The following is an 18,175-nucleotide window of genomic DNA, read 5'->3' on the forward strand; positions in this document are numbered from 1 at the left end:
GAGCGGTGCCCGCCGGACGCGTCCGGAGTGATCTTGATCGCCGGCTACACTTGCACACCATGACCCACCCCTCTCCCCCTTCACTCCCCTCTGTGGAATTCGGGATCGTCGATCTCTTCGCAGGGCCCGGCGGCCTCGACATCGCCGCCACGATCATGAAGGGCGAGGGCGTCGAGAGCATCGGTGTCGAGTGGGACGACGCCACCCGCGCCACACGTGCGGCGGCCGGGCTCCTGACCACCGACGTGAAGGATGTCGCCGAGCTCGGCCCGTGCGACCCTTCGGTCCGCGAGGCCACTGTGCTCGCCGGCGGGCCGCCCTGTCAGTCGTTCTCGGTGGCAGGCAACCGCGAGGGCCATCAGGCGCTCGAAGACGTGAAGAGGCTGGCCACCCGGTTGATGGGGCACGACGACGAGGCTTCGTTCGACGTGGCCTGGAAAGAGGTCAAGGACGAGACCGACGCGATGTCGGACAACCGGACCGGGTTCGTGCTGCAACCTCTGCGCTGGATCATGGAGGCGGAGCTCAAGCGCAAGCGGCCGTACAAGGTGATCGTGCTGGAGCAAGTACCGACCGTGCTTCCGGTGTGGAAGCACTTCGCGAAACTCCTCCGGGGGGTCGGCTACGCCGCCGAGGCCCACGTGCTGCACACCGAGGATTTCGGAGTTCCGCAGACACGACGCAGGGCGGTCCTGATCGCCCAGCACGACCCGGAGAACGTGCACCGCAAGCCCCTCTTCCCCGAGGCGACGCATCAGAGGTACCGGAAGGGCGCCGTACGGCTTCCGCCCAGAGATGCCGCTCAGAAGGCATCGTTGTTCGACGACGACGTCAAGCCCTGGGTCTCCATGGGAGACGCGCTCGCCGGCACGCGGACGACCGAGTTCGTCATGGTCTCCAATTACGGGTCCGGCGGCGACCCGAAGAAGCGGGGGCGCCGGGAGTCCGGGGAGCCCGCCCCGACGGTCACCGGCAAGGTACGACGCAACCGCCTGTACACCTTGCGGAAGGACGGCGCGGGCGAGATCTTGCTCAGGCCGGAGGACGAACTCGAACGCCTTTCCCCGCGCGAGGCCGGCCTGCTCCAGTCCTTCCCCGCGGAGTACCCCTGGCGCTCCACCGACGTGGCCCAGCAGATCGGGAACGCCATCCCACCGAGGCTGTCCCTCCACATTCTGAGCATGGCGCTGTTCAACGAGCCTCCGCGGAAGGAGTGGTACGAGCAGTTGGAGAAGTGGAGTCCCAAGGACGAAGCGCCCCGGGCGACGCCGGCGGCGTCCGTCCGGTCGGCGTCTCCTCAGGTCTCGGCACCGTCCCGTTCGTCCGCGTCCGGCCGTCCCCTCACCGGCGCTTCTGCGAAGAGCTCCGCGAAGTGATCGACGAGCACGCCCACCGATCGCTCCGGAGTCCTCTCTTCGTACGGCCCGACGGGCAGCTCCCTGCGCGGGACGGCCGGAGCTGACTCCGCCGCCTCGATCCACTCCCGTAGCGGCCTGCCGTCCCGTTCCGCATCGGGCGCGATCACGTCGTACACGAGTGTCGCAGCGGAGGCGTTGATGGCCGCCACGAGTGCGTTCACCTCCCGGCCGGTCCGCACGGTGCCGCGCTCCATCAGGCGAACGGTCGCCTGCGCCGTCGGCCGGTGGTCGATCACGTCGACCCGCAAGGCGGTGTTCAGCATGTCCTGGTTGGAACACACGGTCACCACCGGCCCGTAGTCGGGACCGTCGCGGAACAGCTCGGCGGCCCACCACAATCGCGCGAACGCCTGGGTGTAGGCCGGCCCTCGGAACCGCCGGGAGGCAACCTTTGCCGGAGCATCCTCCGATGTGGCCGGCAGATGGCGCCAGACCACGTAGTCGGGAGCCACCCCCAGGGCCAGGTAGTTCCAGATCCGGCGGTCGGCCGCCTCCCGCCGGGTGAGCCTGAGCGTCGCATGGAGGCGGGGTGCCAACCAGGCGTCGGCGCTGGTCGGTCGGTCGTCCCGGAACTTGTACATCGCGTCGTCGATCAGGTCGCGCACCGGGGCCAGTTCCGCACGGCTCTCGCCGTCGTGGGGCAGGGGTTCGGTGACCTTGTTGAGCGCTATGGCCTGGGCGTCCTCCTTGCCCGAGAGCAGCCCGTCGGTGAGGTACTGCGCCGCGTTGAGGTCCGCGAGCAACGCCAGGCGTTCGGGCAGGAGGTTCGGCTTGTCGGTCATGCGTCGGTCCCCCGGTGGATGCTGTCCAGGCCACGGATGGTGGCGCTCAGGGCCTTGGGCACGTCGCCCCTGCGCGTGGCGGCGTAGTGGATGCGCGGTTGGAGGTCGGTCCAACCGGATGTTCCGGTCCGTCTCCGATGGACCTCCCCCAGCGCGTCCTCGACCGGGAGGTCGGGCACGACGTCGGGCAACATCTCGCGCAGCACCTCGCCTCTCCAGTCGCGAGGGAACAACGGTGTGCCGTCGTCCTCGATCTCCAGGTCGCCGATGGCGGTGTGGAAGACAGCAGTCCACACGTCCGTGCACATTTGGGCGATGAGCAGATCCCGCACCATGTTGTCGACCGAGGTGCCGTTGCCACCGACGAGGTCGGAGACTCCCTCGAAATCCTTGTTGATGTGGACTACGGGAAGGTCGCCGGACGTGTCCACGGCCCAAGGCACCTCCTGGAAGCGACGCAGCCACTGCGGGCCCTCGCGGAATCCGACCTCGACGACCTCGAGTTCCCTTTCACGCAACGGGGCTTCGGCCTTCAGGTCGATGATCCAGTCCTTGGCCGAGGCGGCGATCTCGCGTCCCGGCACCCCGTCCACCGTGGCGACGACGTGGACGGACATCGTCGCCCGGTCCAGATGGTCCGCACGCCACAGATCGAGCTGCCCCTCCCACTTCCGCCCGTTCTCCGCACCGGGGGCGAGGGCCGTGGAGACCCGCGTGTTGGTGGCCCCTTCGCTCAGCACGACGATGACCGCCAGGTCGGTCCACGGGCTGTCGGGAGCGGTCGCCCGGCCCGGCACGGTGGCCGACACCTTCATACGGAGCCACTCCCAGTCGTCCCGTCCCGTGGAGCCGGGCGCGACGACCTGCTCGACGGCGGAGAAGGCGCTGGTGTCGAGGGGATCCCTGATGTCGTCCGGGCCCCGCAGTTCGACGGAGGTGACCCGGAGCGACACGACACCGGGCAGTCGCTGATACGGGTATGCCCTCATGCCTGGGCCCCCTTGTCGGTGCGGAGTTCCACGACGAGGCCGCTGAACTGGGCGCGTACGGGATGGGTGGTTACGTCGGTGGTTCCCCGGAAAGTCGCGGTGCGCGCGCCGGGGGCGAAGCGGATCGTGCCGTCGACGACTTCGCAGTTGTGCACGGCGACCAGCTCCGACCAGGCCAGAACCGGTCGAGGCCCGGAGCGCACGTCGAGCTTGGCCACCGGCGCGGGGCGCCAGGAATCGCCGCCGGCGGGGATCTTCATCTCGGCCGTGACGCACCACGCACCGCTGTCGTCGATCCGGGCGTCGAGCTCCACCAGCGTCGGCGGGCCGGCCGGGGGCGTGGGTCGAGCCGTCTTGCGCCCTCCCACGGACAGACGCTTGCGCAGTCGTTCCGGGCCGCCCTTGCGACTCTTCCTGGGCAGGGCGACCAACTCGCGCACGGCCTTGTTCGCCTGGTTCGTAAGTGCGCCGATCCGTCGGTACGCGGAGGGCGAATACAGCATGCGCAGTTCCTCGGTCTGCCCCCACTTGTCGTGCTCGGGCGGTTCGGAGGCGCGCAGGAAAGCCTCGGCCTCGTCCGCGAAGGGAGCTTCGTCCCCTGCCGCCCTACCCGCGAGCAGGACTGCCTGGAACGGGTTGGTGCCCACCGGTAGACCGGGCACCCAACCGATCTTGACCGTCATGCGGTTGCCCCGCATGGTCGTCACCCGGTTCGGCTTTCCGTCGTCGCCGTCCTCGGCCTCCGTGACCAGCACGACCGCCCGGTGCTCGACCGCGTTTCCACGACCGGCGGGAGCGGGCACCATCAGGGGCACGGTCGCCATGGCCACCTGCCCGGACTCCGTCATCCTGTCGACGGTCGTGCCGTCCAGGAACGCCTGCAGTGCGCGTGTCCGGGAGGGCTGGGTCTCTCGGGGGTCGACCCGCGTCTCGGGAATGATCTCCACACCGTTGCGGAGCGTCCTCACCGATGCCTCCAGCAGGGGCCGCTGTTTGCCACCGCCGGTCATGGCCGCCCAGAAGTTCCGGCCGAGCGCGTCCTTGAGGCGGTGGTGCATGCGGTGCACGCTGTCGTCGTCCTCGACGTCGGCCTCGGTGTCCGTCCCTTCGACGAGGCTGGCCACGTCGTGCGCGCCGACGATGAGGAAGGACGTGCCGGGCTCGGCGCTCTCCCGGGTGAGGTGGAGGCGCTCGACGCTCTCCTCGTCCGCCCACCACGAGCGGGCCACGTTCACGTCCTCCGCCTCCGGGTCGGGTCGACCGAACCAGGCGGGGCCGGCCCACGGCTTTCCGCCCACCTCCCTCCAGGGAAGGTCGATCCGTCCGACGAGCCGACGCTCGGTCCGTCCTTCGTGCGGCTCCGACAGGGTGGAGTTCATGAGGACCAGGCCGAGGCGGCTGGTCGCCCAGAGCGTCGCCTTGCCGAGGCCGTAGGACCCACCGGCGCCGCTCATCGACTTCTGGCTGTCGAGTTGCCGACGCACGACCGCGGCGAAACGACCGGTTTCGTAGTCGTCACCGGTCAGCCCGGAGGCGTTGTAGTCGTCGATACGGAGGAGGACCAAGCGGTCCCGGTCGTACATGTCGCTCAGACCGGCCGCGATCATGCGCCCGACCTTCTGGTCCTGCTGCGCGGCCGCTTCGTAGTGGGGCAGCAGATCGTCCCAGCGAATCTCGTCGCGGAACCTGGCGAGGGCCTCTCCCGACAGCTCGTGCAGGGTGTAGCGAACCCGGACCGGCTGGGCGAGGTCGAGCCGTTCGTCGAGGCTGTTCTGGGTCGCCTCCCGGGCCAGGACGCCGACGTCGGCCTCGAAGGCGAAGGCTGCCGCGTTCCCGAACTCGCGCCCGCCGTCCGCGTGTCCCGGACGGTGGTACCAGGAGATCGGCAGGCCGGCCAAGGTGTCGGCGGTACGGGTGTGGATCGTGCCCAGGTCCGTGCCGAGCGCCTCGGCGATCTTGTGGATCGTCTCCTCGCGCGGCGTCGCACGGCCCGTGATCCAGGCAGAGACAGCGGCTCGTGTCATCCCGACCCGCTGAGCGAGATCAGCCTGACTCATGCCTGACTGCTTCAGTTGGCGGGCGAGCCAGGGACCGAAGTCCATGCCGGTGTCCAACCTCATCACTCCTCAGCTGCGGCGTAGACCATGACCTGCACGATACACCCACCATTTGACACTGACGCTCCGTCCGACAAGGACGTTTGACACCTTTCCTCGGAGGCTTCTTCCGTACCTTCAACCCCCTGGAAATAAGTCCGGAGATGCACCGAAAGGGAAGTCCGAGCAGAATCACCCCTCCTATCCCTTACTTCTTGGGCGTCCGAAATGCGCACCCCGCAAGTACCCGAAGAGGAGGGAGATCGCTCGCGACAAAGCCTTGCGGGCAAGCGTTTCGGGCCTGTAGCTTCGGGGCGGGGACGCCTCACCCGGCGCGACCGACCCTTTCCTTCCCCGGAGGCCTTTTCGGCATGCCAGAAATCGCTTCAGGGGCCGCAAAGGAAATCCCGTCCGGGAATCACCAAACCTCTTGCCCCGGCCGGAAGAATGCGCTTGGCTTCTGGAACGTTTATCGCTCACGTTCCGCTCGCTCCGACCCGCCATCGACTCCCCGCTCCCGAAGAAACCTTTCCTCCTGGCGATCGCACCCGTCACCCCGGACGCTCCCGCCCTTCTGCACGTGCGCCATTTTCCATCACGCCCGGTACACATCCTCAGAGCCCAGGGGGCACCGCCATGAACATCGACCCGCCTGATCCGGACGACGCCCCGTTCGGACTCGTCGAACAGTACGACTCCATCGAAGACCCTTACCTGCGGTCCGAGTTCCTCGATGCCGTCGGAACGACGCGTTCGTACATCAACGCCCTCCGGCTCCGGCGTGACAAGGCGGCAGCCCGCAACGCCTCCGCCCCGGAAGCATCCGGCCCGCCGGAGGACCAGGAGCCGCGGCACCGCGTTCCGCGTCTGCCGCACCGTAACCGTGGCATGACCAGCCGCCCGCCGAAGTACGCGGGCTCCGTCCGGAACAAGCGCCGCCGGAACCGTGCGCGCCCGGCATTCGTCGTCATCATCTTCAAGCTCGACTGAATCCGGCACATCGTCGGACCCGGAACTCCTATCGTGGAGTCGGGGCAGGCCGCATCCCCCGCTGCCGCCGGCCCCGGCTCCACCCGCGTTCAGCTCACGGCCACGGATTGGAAGACTTTGAACCACCCCTATGTGACGGACAGTTCGGGCGAGACCTCCGTCATCCGGACGATCACCGAGCAGTCGGAGCGTGTGCTGGCGGCGTATCGGATCGATCCGGGGCTGATTCTTGAGCATGCCAACGGTGAACGACGAATCACTCAAGGCGGTTACGGGGACCGCCAATTGTTCGAGCTCGTACAGAACGCCGCGGACGAGATCGCGCACTCCCCGGGCGGGAAGGTCCACGTCGTTCTCACGGCTACGCATCTGTACTGCGCGAACGAGGGCAAAGAGGTCACGGCGGAAGGCGCCGAGACCATTCTCCGCATGAGTGTTTCGAAGAAGCGTGGAGGTCAGATCGGCCGCTTCGGCGTCGGAGTGAAATCAGTCCTCGCCGTCACCGACACACCTCAATTCTTCAGCACTTCAGGGGCATTCGGATTCGACCGGGCCTGGTCGCACGAGGAGATCCGAAAGGCCGCCGGCGGGGACGCGGTGGACGCCGATTTCGAGGCCCCCGTCCTGCGCATGGCCCGCCCCCTGGAGGCAGCGAAGGAGCGCTCCGCCGATCCGATCCTCGACGAACTGCTCGGCTGGGCCACGACGGTTGTGCGCCTTCCCCTCCTGCCCGGAGCGGCCGATCGACTCGGGCACGACATCCACGCGGTCGCCGGCAGCCACGACGCGCAGCGTGAGTTCCCGGCACGCTTCCAGTTGTTCTCCCACCACGTGGGCACGGTGGTCCTGGAGGACCGGCGGGCCATGCCGCAGATCCGGCGGGAGATCACCGTCGAGCACGACGGCGTCGTACGCACAGTCCACGAGGTTCGGACGGGCAAGCCGGAGTCCCACGCCACCTGGAAGGTGTTCACCCACGCCCACCGGCCCACCGAACGGGCTCGGGCCGGCGCGGGCGAAATGCACGACCGAGTGACGATCGACATCTCGTGGGCCGTACCCGAGTACACCGGTGACACCATCCTCACCATCCCCAGGGGTCGGGGAGAATTCTGGTCGTTCTTCCCGACCAAGTACCCGATGACCCTGGCAGGCATCCTGAACGGAGCCTGGAAGACAAACGAGGACAGACAGAACCTTCTGGACTCCAGCCCGTTCAACGAGGAGATCATCCAGGTCGCGGCGAGGCTGGTCGTCGAATCGCTGCCGCAGCTGGCTCCGGCCGAGGACCCCGGTGCCTATCTCCCCCTGCTCCCCGGGCGGACGAGGGAGTCGGAGACCCTCAACTGGGCCGACAAGTATCTGACCGAACAGATCTGGAAGCTGACCGCCGAGCTACCTTCCCTTCCCGACCAGGACGGCGTTCTGCGGGTTCCCCGCGAGTTGCGCGTCCATCCCGCACCGGTGGGCAAGACACCGCTCAAGCTCGACTGGCTCCGGATGTGGAACGCCTACCCCGGGCGTCCGACGGACTGGGTCCATCCCTCCGTGGAAGCCGCCGAGTTCCGTGCCGGCAAGGTGGGGCACATTCTGGAGCAGACGAGGCAGGGGCGGGCGACCGTTCGGGAGTGGTTGGAGGCACTGGTCTCCGACGGTACGCCCGAGGCCTCCGCCGTCGCGATCCGCATCTTCGCCGCGATGGTCCAGGACGGGTCGGCCTTCGCGGACCAGGCCCGCGCGGCCCGCATCGTGTTGACCGAGGAGAGCGGGTTGGTGCCCGCCGTGGTGGGCAAGGTCTACCGCAGAGCCGTCCAGGACGGACTGCGGGACGGTACGACGTACGTGGACCCCGCGCTGTCCGAGGACCAGTCACTCATCCAGGACCTCAACGCCATCGGCATTCGGGAGGCCGATTCCCGAGGACGTTTCATCGGAGTTCTGGAGCAGGGCTTCACCGGCTACGGTCCGCAGGACTGGGCACGGTTCTGGGAGCTGTTCCACAGCGCGGGCGGCAGCCAGGTGAGCGGCGAGGTGATCGCCCGCGTGCCCGACCCGATGTCGACGCTGTCGGTCCGCACCGTGGACGGGCGCTTCCACCGTATGCGGGACTGCCTCCTGCCCGGACCCGTTGTGCCCTCCGACGGGAGTCGGGACCGGTCCGTCGCGGTGGACCTGGACTTCCACTCCGACGACCGGATGGTCTTCCACGAGTTCGGCCTGCGCGCGGCACCGACCGCCGGCCACCGTCCGTCTGCGGACGAGGCGTGGTTCAGCGAATACTCGACGGCGATCTACGACAGCTACTGCCGCACCCTGAGCAGCAACACGCCTCGACCGAACTTCGGCAGGCTCAAGCTGGAGGGCTCCCCCGTCGGCGGGCCGTTGCACCTCCTGGAGCTCCTGTCGGACGAAGGGCGAGCGGCTTTCGTGAAGGCGCTGCCCGACGGAGGCGTCATCGACACCTGGACCATGCAGTTCGGCACCCAGGTGTCCACACGCAAACCCGTCTACTCCCCGCTGCGTTGGATGCTGGTACGGCTCGGCCGGGTCCCCACCTCGCAGGGCGTCGTCCCGCTCTCCGACGCCGTGGGTCCTCAGCTGCACGCGTACGCCGATGTCCTGCCCGTCGCGGACATCAGCGCCGAGAAGGCCCGCAAGCTCCACCTGCCCACGCTGGTGGAGGACGTACCGGCGAAGCAGTGGGCCCGTCTGCTGGAACAGCTCGGCACCAGCGACGACGACACTTTCGTCGGGCGTACGTACGTGATGCTGACCCGGTTGGAGGTCGACTTCCCCGAGGGCGAGCTCACCCGATGCCGGATCGGGTCGGAATGGTCCGCACGGGAGGACGACAAGATCGCCGTCGCGGCCTCCGAGGCGGAGTACCGCACGCTGCGCGCGGAGCAGATTCCGGCGCTGATGGCAGGCAGTGACGAGGACGCCGCCCTGCTCGTCAAGTCGTGGGGCATGCTCCGGTACAGCGACGTCGTCAGCAAGGAGACACGGCATGTGGGTATCGGCGAGCCCACACTGCTGCACGACGAGTTCCCCACGCTCCGCCAGCGGATGGGCAACACCGTCAACAGCTACCGGTTGCAGCCCTGTTCCGAGCTGGAGGAGGTGACCCGTACCCCCCAGGGCACCCGGTCCACGCCTCTCAAGAGCGCGCTCCGGGGTAACACCGTGCTCGTCCTCGAACCCGCGGACCGGCTCGCCGCCCTCGTGGCGGTCGACCGTGAGCTGCGCTGGGGGCTGAAGGAAGCGGGATGCCGGGCGGTCCTCGACGCCCAGCAGCGGCAGGAGGCCGACCAGCAGCTCCAGGCGGCCCTGCGCCGGGTCCGGGAAGCGGAAAGCGTCGAGGAGAAGCTGGAACTGCTCGTCGGCGAAGCCGCGCTCCGGGCGGGTCTGCCGCCCGGCCTTCTGGAGAGCGAGCGCGCGGAACTGGGCGACGTCGAGCCGTCGGCCCGCAGGATCGCGCGGATGGCGTACAACGCTCACGGGGACGGTGTTCTGCGGATGCACGCCCGTGATCTGTTGGCCGCCTATCCGAGTCATGCCCCGTCCGGCTTCACCGGCTCCTCGCCCGCGGTGAAGTTCGTCTCCGACTTCGGATTCCCCGACTCCTTCGCCGGAACCAGGACTCCATCGCTGCCGCCGAGGATCGAGATTCCGGGTCCCACCGAGTTTCCCCGTCTGCACGACTACCAGGAGCGCCTCGCGGCGAAGGTCTTCGCGATGCTCGACCGGTTCGCACCGCAGCGCGGGATGCTGTCGCTGCCCACCGGCGCGGGCAAGACCCGCGTGGCGGCGGAGGCCGTGATCCGCTGGGTCAAGTCCGTGGGAGAGCTGGACGGCCCCATCCTCTGGATCGCCCAGACCGAGGAGCTCTGCGAGCAGGCGGTACAGAGCTGGAGCTTCGTCTGGTCGAAGGTCGGCGCGGAGAGCCCGCTCACCATCAGCAGGCTGTGGACCACCAACGAAGCGGGCCCGGTGGGCGATCGCTCCCACCTCGTGGTCGCGACGGACGCGAAGCTCCGCAACTGCCTCGACACCGAGGGATACTCCTGGCTGCGGCAGGCGAGTCTGGTCATCGTCGACGAGGCACATGTCGCCATCTCCCCCCAGTACACGAAGATCCTCGAACAACTCGGCCTGACGGCACGGGACACGGGTCGTCATCTGCTGGGTCTCACCGCGACCCCGTTCCGCAACACCAACGACGAGGAGACCCGACGCCTGGTCCAACGCTTCGGTGGACAGCGCCTCGACGACGGTGTGTTCCCGACGGATGACGCCTATGGGGAACTGCAGAAACTCGGCATGCTGGCCAAGGTCGATCACCGGGAACTTCTCGGCGGCACCATCGAGCTGACCAACGACGAGAAGGAACGGGCCGACCAGATGAGCCTGCTGTCGAAGGCCGCCGAGCAGCGTCTCGCCGACGACCACGACCGCAACAAGCGCATCCTGGAGGAGATCGGCGAGATGCCCACCGACTGGCCCGTCCTGGTGTTCGCCACGTCCGTGGCGCATGCCAAGTTCCTCGCCGCGAAGCTCAAGGACCGGGGCATCACCGCCGCTTCGGTGGACTCGGCCACCTCGGCGGGAGAGCGCAGGAAGAGCATCGACGACTTCCGTCGGGGTCGCGTGCGTGTCCTCACGAACTACGGTGTCCTGACACAGGGGTTCGATGCTCCGGCCACCCGGGCGGTGGTCGTCGCCCGCCCCACCTACAGCCCGAACGTCTACCAGCAGATGATCGGTCGCGGTCTTCGCGGTCCCGGCAACGGGGGCAAGGAGACCTGCCTGATCCTCAACGTCCGGGACAACATCACCAACTACGGCAAGGCGCTCGCCTTCACGCAGTTCGAGCACCTGTGGAGGGCCAAGTGACCGACGCCTACCACGACAGCCCGCCCTTGACCGAGGAACAGCGGGCCGTGGTCGAGCAGCCCTGGGACGCCCGGCTGCTGGTCACCGCCGGCGCGGGCGCGGGCAAGACACACACGCTGGTCCGCCGTCTCGACGCCCTGATGGGGCATGAGGACGACGCGCTGGAGGCGGGTGAGATCCTGGTGCTCAGCTTCTCGCGCGCGGCGGTCCGCGAGCTGCGCGAGCGCATCGCGCTGCACGCCCGGGAGGCACGCCGGGTCCGGGTGCAGACATTCGACTCCTGGGCGTACTCGGTGCTGCGCGCGGAGCAACCCGATCGGGATTGGGGCGCGCTGCGCTTCGACGAGCGGATCAGGGAGACGACCGAGGCCGTTCTCCGGGGCGCGGTCGAGGAGAGCGAACAGGGCGCCCCCGCCCACGTGGTGATCGACGAGGTCCAGGACCTGGTGGGTGACCGTCGGGACATGGTGGAGACGCTGCTGGACCGCTTCCAGGACAGCTGCGGGTTCACGGTGGTGGGGGACGGCGCCCAGGCCATCTTCGGCTTCCAGGTCTCCGACCAGGATGCCCGTGCCGCGGAGACCAACTACTTCTTCGACTGGTTGCGGGCCTCCTATCCAGACGATCTGGTCGAACTGCACCTCACCACCAACTTCCGGGCCCGGACCCGGGAAGCACGCACGGCGCTCGCTCTCGGCGGCGCGCTCAAGAGGCTGCCGTCGGAACCCGCCGAATCCGACGCGGCGGGCGAGAGGTTCCACCGGCAGCTGACTGACCTCCTGCGATCGTGCCCCGATCTCAGCCCTCTGGAGGAGCGGTCGACCGTCGATTCGCTCCGCGGCTACCCGGGCACCTGCGCCATTCTCTGCAGGGACAACCGCCAGGCTCTGGTGCTGTCCGAGAAGCTGCTCTCCCTCGGTGTGCCGCACCGGATCCAGCGTGCGTTGCAGGACCGACCTGTCCCGGCCTGGGTCAGCTCTGTGCTGCGGGGCACAGGTAGTACCACGTTGACCGAGGAGCGCTTCCTGGAACTGCTCGCCGCCGGCCCGACCGCTCCTGTCGGCGACCGTGCGCGGATCTGGCGCTCCCTGCGGGGCGCCGCCCGCGCGCCCAGGGGGCTGATGGATGTCTCGGCGGTACGACGTCTGGTGGCGGAGGGGCGTTTCCCCGACGATCTGGCGGCCGTGGAACCCTCGGGCCTGGTGGTGTCGACCGTGCACCGTGCCAAGGGACTCGAGTTCGATCGGGTGATCGTGGTCGAACCGGCCACCACCGCGGAGCTGCGCAAGCAGCACACCCACGTGGACCCGGCGGCCGAGGCTCGTTCGCTGTACGTCGCGATGACCCGCGCCCGGGACGACCTGTTCCGCATCACGGCACCGGACACGGCACTCGTGCGCCGGGACCGGGTGACCGACCGGTGGTACATCGGCGGGTGGAAGCCGTACATCCGCGACGGCATCGTCGCCGGCGGGCAGGACGTGTGTCGGGAGCACCCGCCCGGCACGGACGGCTTCTTCGACGACGCGGCAGCCGTTCAGGACTACCTGGCGTCATCGGTCTCGCCGGGTGACGTACTGACGCTCCGCCCTCAGCACGAGATGACCATGGCCGTCGACCAGAGCCCTCCGTACACCGTCTTCCACGGGGATCGCGCGATCTCCGTCGTCTCGGAGCGGTTCCGCAAGGACCTCCACACCTCCCTGAAGATCAACAAGACGTGGGAGATCAACTGGCCGGTGGAGATCACCGGCTTCCGGGTCGACTGTCTGGAGAGCGTCGCGGGCAGTACCGCGTCCGGCGCACGCGCCGGGCTGGGCGACCACGGCATCTGGACGGTGCCCCGCATGTCAGGGCTAGGGCGCTACAGGCGCGCCGCAAGAAACACGCAGGAAGGCATCGTCGGATGACGGATGGGACCAGCACGCACGCCGCCCACTACGCGCTCCGGGAAGGTCTCGTCGAGCAGCTCCGCAGGGACCTGCTCGGCCCGGGCTCCGCCGACGAGGTCCTCACCCAGGATCCGCCGATCACCACCTATCCGATAGGGGTGTTGTTCCCGAGGGCCTCCGATCCCGAGTCCGGGCGGGCGCTCCAGGAGGACGCGGCCGAGAACGACGGACTCGACGACGCTCCGCTCGTGCGGAGGGGTCGGGACATCGAAGATCCGCTGCCCGAACCCGGTACGGTCCATGTTGGCGACCGACGCCCCTCGTCCATGGGGCTGACGTTCGCCGTGGACCCGACGATCGCTCCCCGCCTTCTCGTGCGCACGGACGTCGCGGCCTACGATCCGGTCGACGCCGAGGGGCGCCCGGTGGCCGCCGAGCGGGCCGAGGCCCGAACGGTGTCCGAGCAGAAGGAGCGGTGGCGTCGGCGTGAGCTGTCCGTGCGCCCCGTGACCGTCGATGTGACCGTGCCCTGTCGCTATCGGCTGGACGACATTCGTCAGGGCAGGACGTCGGTCGAAACGATCGACGGCCCTGCGTTGGACGTCGTCGTCCGGCCGAAGGCCCCGGGGAGCGGCACGGTCACCGTGACGGTCACGTTGATCAATACGCATCGCGTGGGCAAGTACGCCCTCCAGGACGCGTTCTGTCTCTACCAGCCCCGCCTCACCGTGACCACCGAGTCCGGCGCGCCCGGCCTGGTGGACCGCCCGTCCGAGCGTACGGTGATCGACCCGGAGGTCGCCACGAGTCGACTGCTGCACCGGCACGCGCCGACCTTCGCCATCGGCCACGGCTGCTCGGCGGACTGGGAGTGGACCCCGCCCCCGATCGGTGACCCGAACGTCGGACGCGCGGCGATCTCCACCGTACGCACCGAGTTCGTCCCGGCGCACGAGGTGCTCCTCACCGACTCCAACCCCGACATCGACGACTCGGCCCTCACCATGGAGGGCCTGGCGACACGCCCCGAGAACGAGGTCCTGGCCGCGCTCAACGACCTGATGGCCGGGTACGCCGAGTGGATCGACCGCAAGGAGACAGAGGCGGAGGTCTTCCGGAGTACACCGCACGAGGCTCCGGCACGAAAGCAGATCGAGCACTGCCGAGCGGCACTGGCCCGCATGCGGCGAGGCATCAGGGTCCTCGGCACGAACAGCGAAGCGATGCGGGCGTTCCGTCTCGCCAACCGTGCCATGTCCCAGCAGCGGGGCCGCAGTGAGTGGGTCAAGAACGGCCGGGTGGGCGATCCGGACACGTCCGCGAGTCGGTGGCGACCGTTCCAGATCTCCTTCGTGCTTCTGTGCCTCGAAGGAATCGTGGACCCGGAGCACGACGACCGCCACATCGCCGACCTCCTCTGGTTCCCCACCGGTGGTGGCAAGACGGAGGCGTACCTCGGTCTGATCGCCTTCACGACCTTTCTGCGCCGCATGCGGCACAAGGAGCGGGGCGGGGGCGTGACCGTGCTGATGCGCTACACCCTGCGACTGCTCACCCTGCAGCAGTTCGAGCGTGCCGCGTCCCTGATCTGCGCCATGGAGCGCATTCGTCTCGGTGACGAACGGACGCTCGGGACGGAACCCATCTCCATCGGCATGTGGGTGGGCCAGTCCGCCACACCGAACAAGCTGTCGGTCGCCGAGGAGAGCCTCGTGGAGCTCCGGAAGGAGAAGGAACTCCAGGAGAAGAACCCGGTCCAGCTGCACGCGTGCCCCTGGTGCGGCACGCGCATCGATGCGTTCCAGTACGAGGTCGACGAAGATGCGAAGCGGATGCACGTCCGCTGTCCCAACACGTGGTGCGACTTCCGCGACGGGCTGCCGGTCCACCTGATCGACGAGGCCGTCTACGACGCGCGCCCGACGCTGGTGATCGCGACCGTCGACAAGTTCGCTGCCATGCCGTGGCGCGAACAGACCGCCGCGCTGTTCAACCTCGACCGCGGGGACGACACGCCTCCTCCGGAGCTGATCGTCCAGGACGAGCTGCATCTCATCTCAGGGCCGCTCGGAACACTCACCGGGCTGTACGAGACGGCGGTCGACCTGCTCGCGAACGAACCGAAGGTCATCGCGTCGACGGCGACGATCCGTCGGGCCTCCGAGCAGGGCACCAGTCTGTTCGCCCGCGAGGTCGCCCAGTTCCCGCCGGCGGGCATCGACGCCAGGGACTCGTGGTTCGCCGTGGAGACGCCAGGCGAACGAAAGGCGAGCCGCCAGTACGTCGGCCTGCTCACCCCGAGTACGAGCCAGTCCACCCTGCTCATCCGTACGTACGCCAACTTGCTCCACCGGGCCGCGCAGGGCAAGGACGACGAACAGGTCCGTGACGCCTACTGGACGCTCGTCGGGTACTTCAACAGCCTCAGGCTCCTGGCAGCGGCGGAACTGCAGGTCCACGACGACGTCGACGCGCATCTCGGGTATCTGGCCGACCGCGAGGGTGGCGTACGGCGAAAGGTCGTGGAGCAGACCGAGTTGACGAGCCGCGCCAACTCCAGCGAGGTACCGAAGCGCCTGAAGCAGGTGGAGCAGCGGCTGGGGCACCCCGATGCCGTGGACGTCCTCCTCGCCACGAACATGATCTCGGTCGGCGTCGATGTGGACCGACTCGGGCTCATGGCCGTCATGGGGCAGCCGCAGACCACGGCCGAGTACATCCAGGCGACCAGTCGGGTGGGCCGCCGCCACCCCGGCCTGGTGGCCGTGATGCTCAACTCCAATCGCTCCAGGGACCGTTCGCACTACGAGAGCTTCCAGCACTTCCACTCGGCGCTGTACCGCGAGGTGGAGTCGACCAGCGTGACGCCGTTCTCCTCCCGCTCCCGCGAACGGGGCCTGCACGCCGTCGTCGTCGCGCTCGCCCGAATCCTGATCCCCACGGCCCGTCCGAACGACGGTGCGGGAAGGATCGACGAGTTCCGCGACGAGCTGGACCGGATCGTGCGGACCACACTGCTGGCTCGGGTCGAGAAGGTCGACAAGGAGGAGTACGAGGCTACGGCAGACGCCTACGACGAGTTCGTCGAGTGGTGGTCCGATCTGGCGGCATCCCGGGGCGGTCTGCTCTACGAGCCGAAGCGAGGCAAGCGGACAGCCTCGCTGCTGTGCGCGTTCGACGACGAAGACCCTGACGAGAACGCCTGGCAGACACTCTGGAGTCTGCGCGATGTCGATGCCGAGTCCGGTCTGTTCATGGAGGCAACCCGATGACCCCACCCCCCGCCCGACGCCGCCGGACCGGAGCACCCGAGCGCAGCTATCCCCGTCGCGGTTCCGTCCGGCGTGCCCAGATGATCACGACCTACGGTGTCGGCTCGATGGTCGCTGTGGACAACGAATCGTTCATAGTGGCCGGAACCGACTCCTGGAACATCAGTGACGCTCCCACCATCCACGAGCACCGCTTGGCCCGGGTCCTCGGGGTGAAATCGTTCCGCCTCCCGCCGGCATCGGACGACACGAGCAAGGACGGCGTGCACGTCCGCCGGTTTCCTCTGTGGCATTCCTGCCCGGAGTGCCACGCCCTCCAGCACGTCCGACAGTTCAACTCCCCGCCGGGGAAGAACGAATGCGGCGACTGCGAGGAGGACCTCGTACCCTCACGCTTCGTCATGGCCTGCGCGAAGGGCCACATCGACGACTTCCCGTACTGGAAGTGGGTGCACCGCAAGAACCGACAGGAGGGCGAGACGGGTCTCTGCGGCGGAGCGATGCGGCTGCGCACCAGCGGAAAGACCGCCTCCCTCCGGTCGGTCCTGATCTCCTGCACCTGCGGTGTGCCCGAGGTTTCGATGGAAGGCGCGTTCAGCGGAACGGCTCTGTCGGACCTGAAGGTGTTCTGCAGCGGCAAGCGGCCCTGGTTGAAGGGCGCACCGGCCGATCATTGCTCGGTGAGGCCGCGCACGCTGCAGCGCGGTTCGTCCGTCGCCTGGCAGCCGATCGTGCGGACGGCGTTGTCGATCCCGCCGTGGAGCGACGAGCACTTCACCCGGCTCGAAGACCACATGGATGATCTGCGCGAGATGTACGAGACGGGCGACGAGCACGGCATCCGCGGCTTTCTCAAGGCCCTCACGCTGAAGAAGCCGTACGAGTTCTCGGCCGAAAGGGTCATCGCCCTCCTCGAAGCGGAGAATCAGGAGGACGCGGACGCCGACGGCGACGCCTCCGTGGACAGTGCCTTCATGGCGCTGCGAAAGCAGGAGTACGAACGGCTGATCGCGGGGCAGCCCGAGAAGGGGACCGGTCGCGAGGACCGGTTCGTCTGCGAGCCTCCTCGTTCCTCTCCGACCGTGCTGGCCCCGTACGGGGTCACTGGTCCGATGCTGGTGAAGCGACTGCGGGAAGTGCGTGCCCTGAAGGCGTTCTCCCGGGTCGACACCCCGGACACCCGCGCGGACGTCCACGAGGCGGCCCTGTCCCTGAAGGATCTCGACTGGCTGCCCGCCATGGAGGTCCAGGGCGAGGGCGTCTTCCTCCGGCTCGACGAGGAGCGGCTGGACGACTGGGCCAGGAGCGTCGCCGTGGCGGCACGTGCCGATCGCATCCGGAACAACCACACTCGTATGACGCGCGAACGCGCGCAGGATCCGGACTCCGTGCCCGACTCGCCGGCCTCCCCCCGCATGGTCCTCCTCCACACTCTGGCGCACTCTCTGATCAACGAGTGGAGTCTGGACGGGGGCTATCCCGCGGCGTCCCTGCGGGAGCGGCTCTACGCGAGCGACACCATGGCGGGCATCCTCATCTGTACCGCGACGAGCGACTCCGCGGGCAGCCTGGGGGGCCTGGTCGCACAGGGCGAACCCGACCGCCTCCGGAAGTCCTTGGACTCGGCTCTGGACCGGGCGCGTTGGTGCTCCGCGGACCCTCTCTGCGTCGAATCGGAGGGAAGCGGTGTCGGTGGAATCAACATGGCGGCCTGCCATGCCTGCGTGCTGCTGCCGGAGACGAGTTGCGAGCACAACAACGGTCTGCTCGACCGTGCTCTCCTCGTCGGCACGCCGGAGGACCCGTCGATCGGATTCTTCGGCGACCTGCTGCGTTCCTGAGC

The 18,175-nt window shown here is 68.4% G+C and carries 9 protein-coding genes; 6 read left to right on the forward strand and 3 right to left on the reverse strand.

The features are described 5' to 3' along the window. The first annotated feature begins 92 nt into the window (after window positions 1-92). Window positions 93-1,376: a DNA cytosine methyltransferase gene (locus tag ACH4KB_RS35565; protein WP_398070850.1), complete on the forward strand. Its 1,284-nt coding sequence runs from the start codon at window positions 93-95 to the stop codon at window positions 1,374-1,376. On the opposite strand, the gene ACH4KB_RS35570 is transcribed toward ACH4KB_RS35565, so the two are convergent. The 3 genes from ACH4KB_RS35570 to ACH4KB_RS35580 are packed head-to-tail and all read right to left on the reverse strand — an operon-like array spanning window position 1,298 to window position 5,309. Then, window positions 1,298-2,200 (reverse strand): DUF6339 family protein, encoded by a 903-nt coding sequence (locus tag ACH4KB_RS35570; protein WP_398070852.1) that lies wholly within the window; start codon window positions 2,198-2,200, stop codon window positions 1,298-1,300. The genes ACH4KB_RS35565 and ACH4KB_RS35570 overlap by 79 nt on opposite strands. Next, window positions 2,197-3,189 (reverse strand): hypothetical protein, encoded by a 993-nt coding sequence (locus ACH4KB_RS35575; RefSeq protein ID WP_398070854.1) that lies wholly within the window; start codon window positions 3,187-3,189, stop codon window positions 2,197-2,199. The genes ACH4KB_RS35570 and ACH4KB_RS35575 overlap by 4 nt, the downstream gene beginning before the upstream one ends. After that, entirely contained in the window at window positions 3,186-5,309 is a 2,124-nt protein-coding gene (locus tag ACH4KB_RS35580; protein WP_398070856.1) for a helix-turn-helix domain-containing protein, read from the reverse strand. The genes ACH4KB_RS35575 and ACH4KB_RS35580 overlap by 4 nt, the downstream gene beginning before the upstream one ends. A 612-nt stretch (window positions 5,310-5,921) precedes the next feature. Between ACH4KB_RS35580 and ACH4KB_RS35585 the strand changes: the two genes are divergently transcribed. The 5 genes from ACH4KB_RS35585 (at window position 5,922) to drmB (ending at window position 18,173) form a co-directional block, all read left to right on the forward strand. Further along, entirely contained in the window at window positions 5,922-6,275 is a 354-nt protein-coding gene (locus ACH4KB_RS35585; protein WP_398070858.1) for a hypothetical protein, read from the forward strand. Between the two features lie 117 nt (window positions 6,276-6,392). Further along, window positions 6,393-11,168, forward strand: a complete 4,776-nt coding sequence (locus ACH4KB_RS35590) for a sacsin N-terminal ATP-binding-like domain-containing protein (RefSeq protein ID WP_398070860.1) — start codon at window positions 6,393-6,395, stop codon at window positions 11,166-11,168. Further along, window positions 11,165-13,078, forward strand: coding sequence for a UvrD-helicase domain-containing protein (locus tag ACH4KB_RS35595; RefSeq protein WP_398070862.1), 1,914 nt, complete (start codon window positions 11,165-11,167; stop codon window positions 13,076-13,078). The genes ACH4KB_RS35590 and ACH4KB_RS35595 overlap by 4 nt, the downstream gene beginning before the upstream one ends. Then, window positions 13,075-16,332 carry a helicase-related protein gene (locus ACH4KB_RS35600; protein WP_398070864.1) on the forward strand — a complete coding sequence of 1,086 codons (3,258 nt, stop codon included), beginning with the start codon at window positions 13,075-13,077 and terminating at the stop codon, window positions 16,330-16,332. Before ACH4KB_RS35595 ends, ACH4KB_RS35600 begins: the two co-directional genes overlap by 4 nt. Next, window positions 16,329-18,173: a DrmB family protein gene (gene drmB / locus ACH4KB_RS35605; protein WP_398070866.1), complete on the forward strand. Its 1,845-nt coding sequence runs from the start codon at window positions 16,329-16,331 to the stop codon at window positions 18,171-18,173. Before ACH4KB_RS35600 ends, drmB begins: the two co-directional genes overlap by 4 nt. Window positions 18,174-18,175: the final 2 nt, after the last annotated feature.

Origin of the sequence: Streptomyces sp. NPDC017520 (assembly GCF_044329855.1) — a bacterium.
In the GTDB taxonomy this organism is placed as follows: domain Bacteria; phylum Actinomycetota; class Actinomycetes; order Streptomycetales; family Streptomycetaceae; genus Streptomyces.

Coding starts and splice junctions, on each gene's coding strand:
- ACH4KB_RS35580 (WP_398070856.1), bottom strand. CDS start 5,309: ATGAGGTTGGACACCGGCATGGACTTCGGTCCCTGGCTCGCCCGCCAA.
- ACH4KB_RS35585 (WP_398070858.1), top strand. CDS start 5,922: ATGAACATCGACCCGCCTGATCCGGACGACGCCCCGTTCGGACTCGTC.
- ACH4KB_RS35570 (WP_398070852.1), bottom strand. CDS start 2,200: ATGACCGACAAGCCGAACCTCCTGCCCGAACGCCTGGCGTTGCTCGCG.
- ACH4KB_RS35600 (WP_398070864.1), top strand. CDS start 13,075: ATGACGGATGGGACCAGCACGCACGCCGCCCACTACGCGCTCCGGGAA.
- drmB (WP_398070866.1), top strand. CDS start 16,329: ATGACCCCACCCCCCGCCCGACGCCGCCGGACCGGAGCACCCGAGCGC.
- ACH4KB_RS35575 (WP_398070854.1), bottom strand. CDS start 3,189: ATGAGGGCATACCCGTATCAGCGACTGCCCGGTGTCGTGTCGCTCCGG.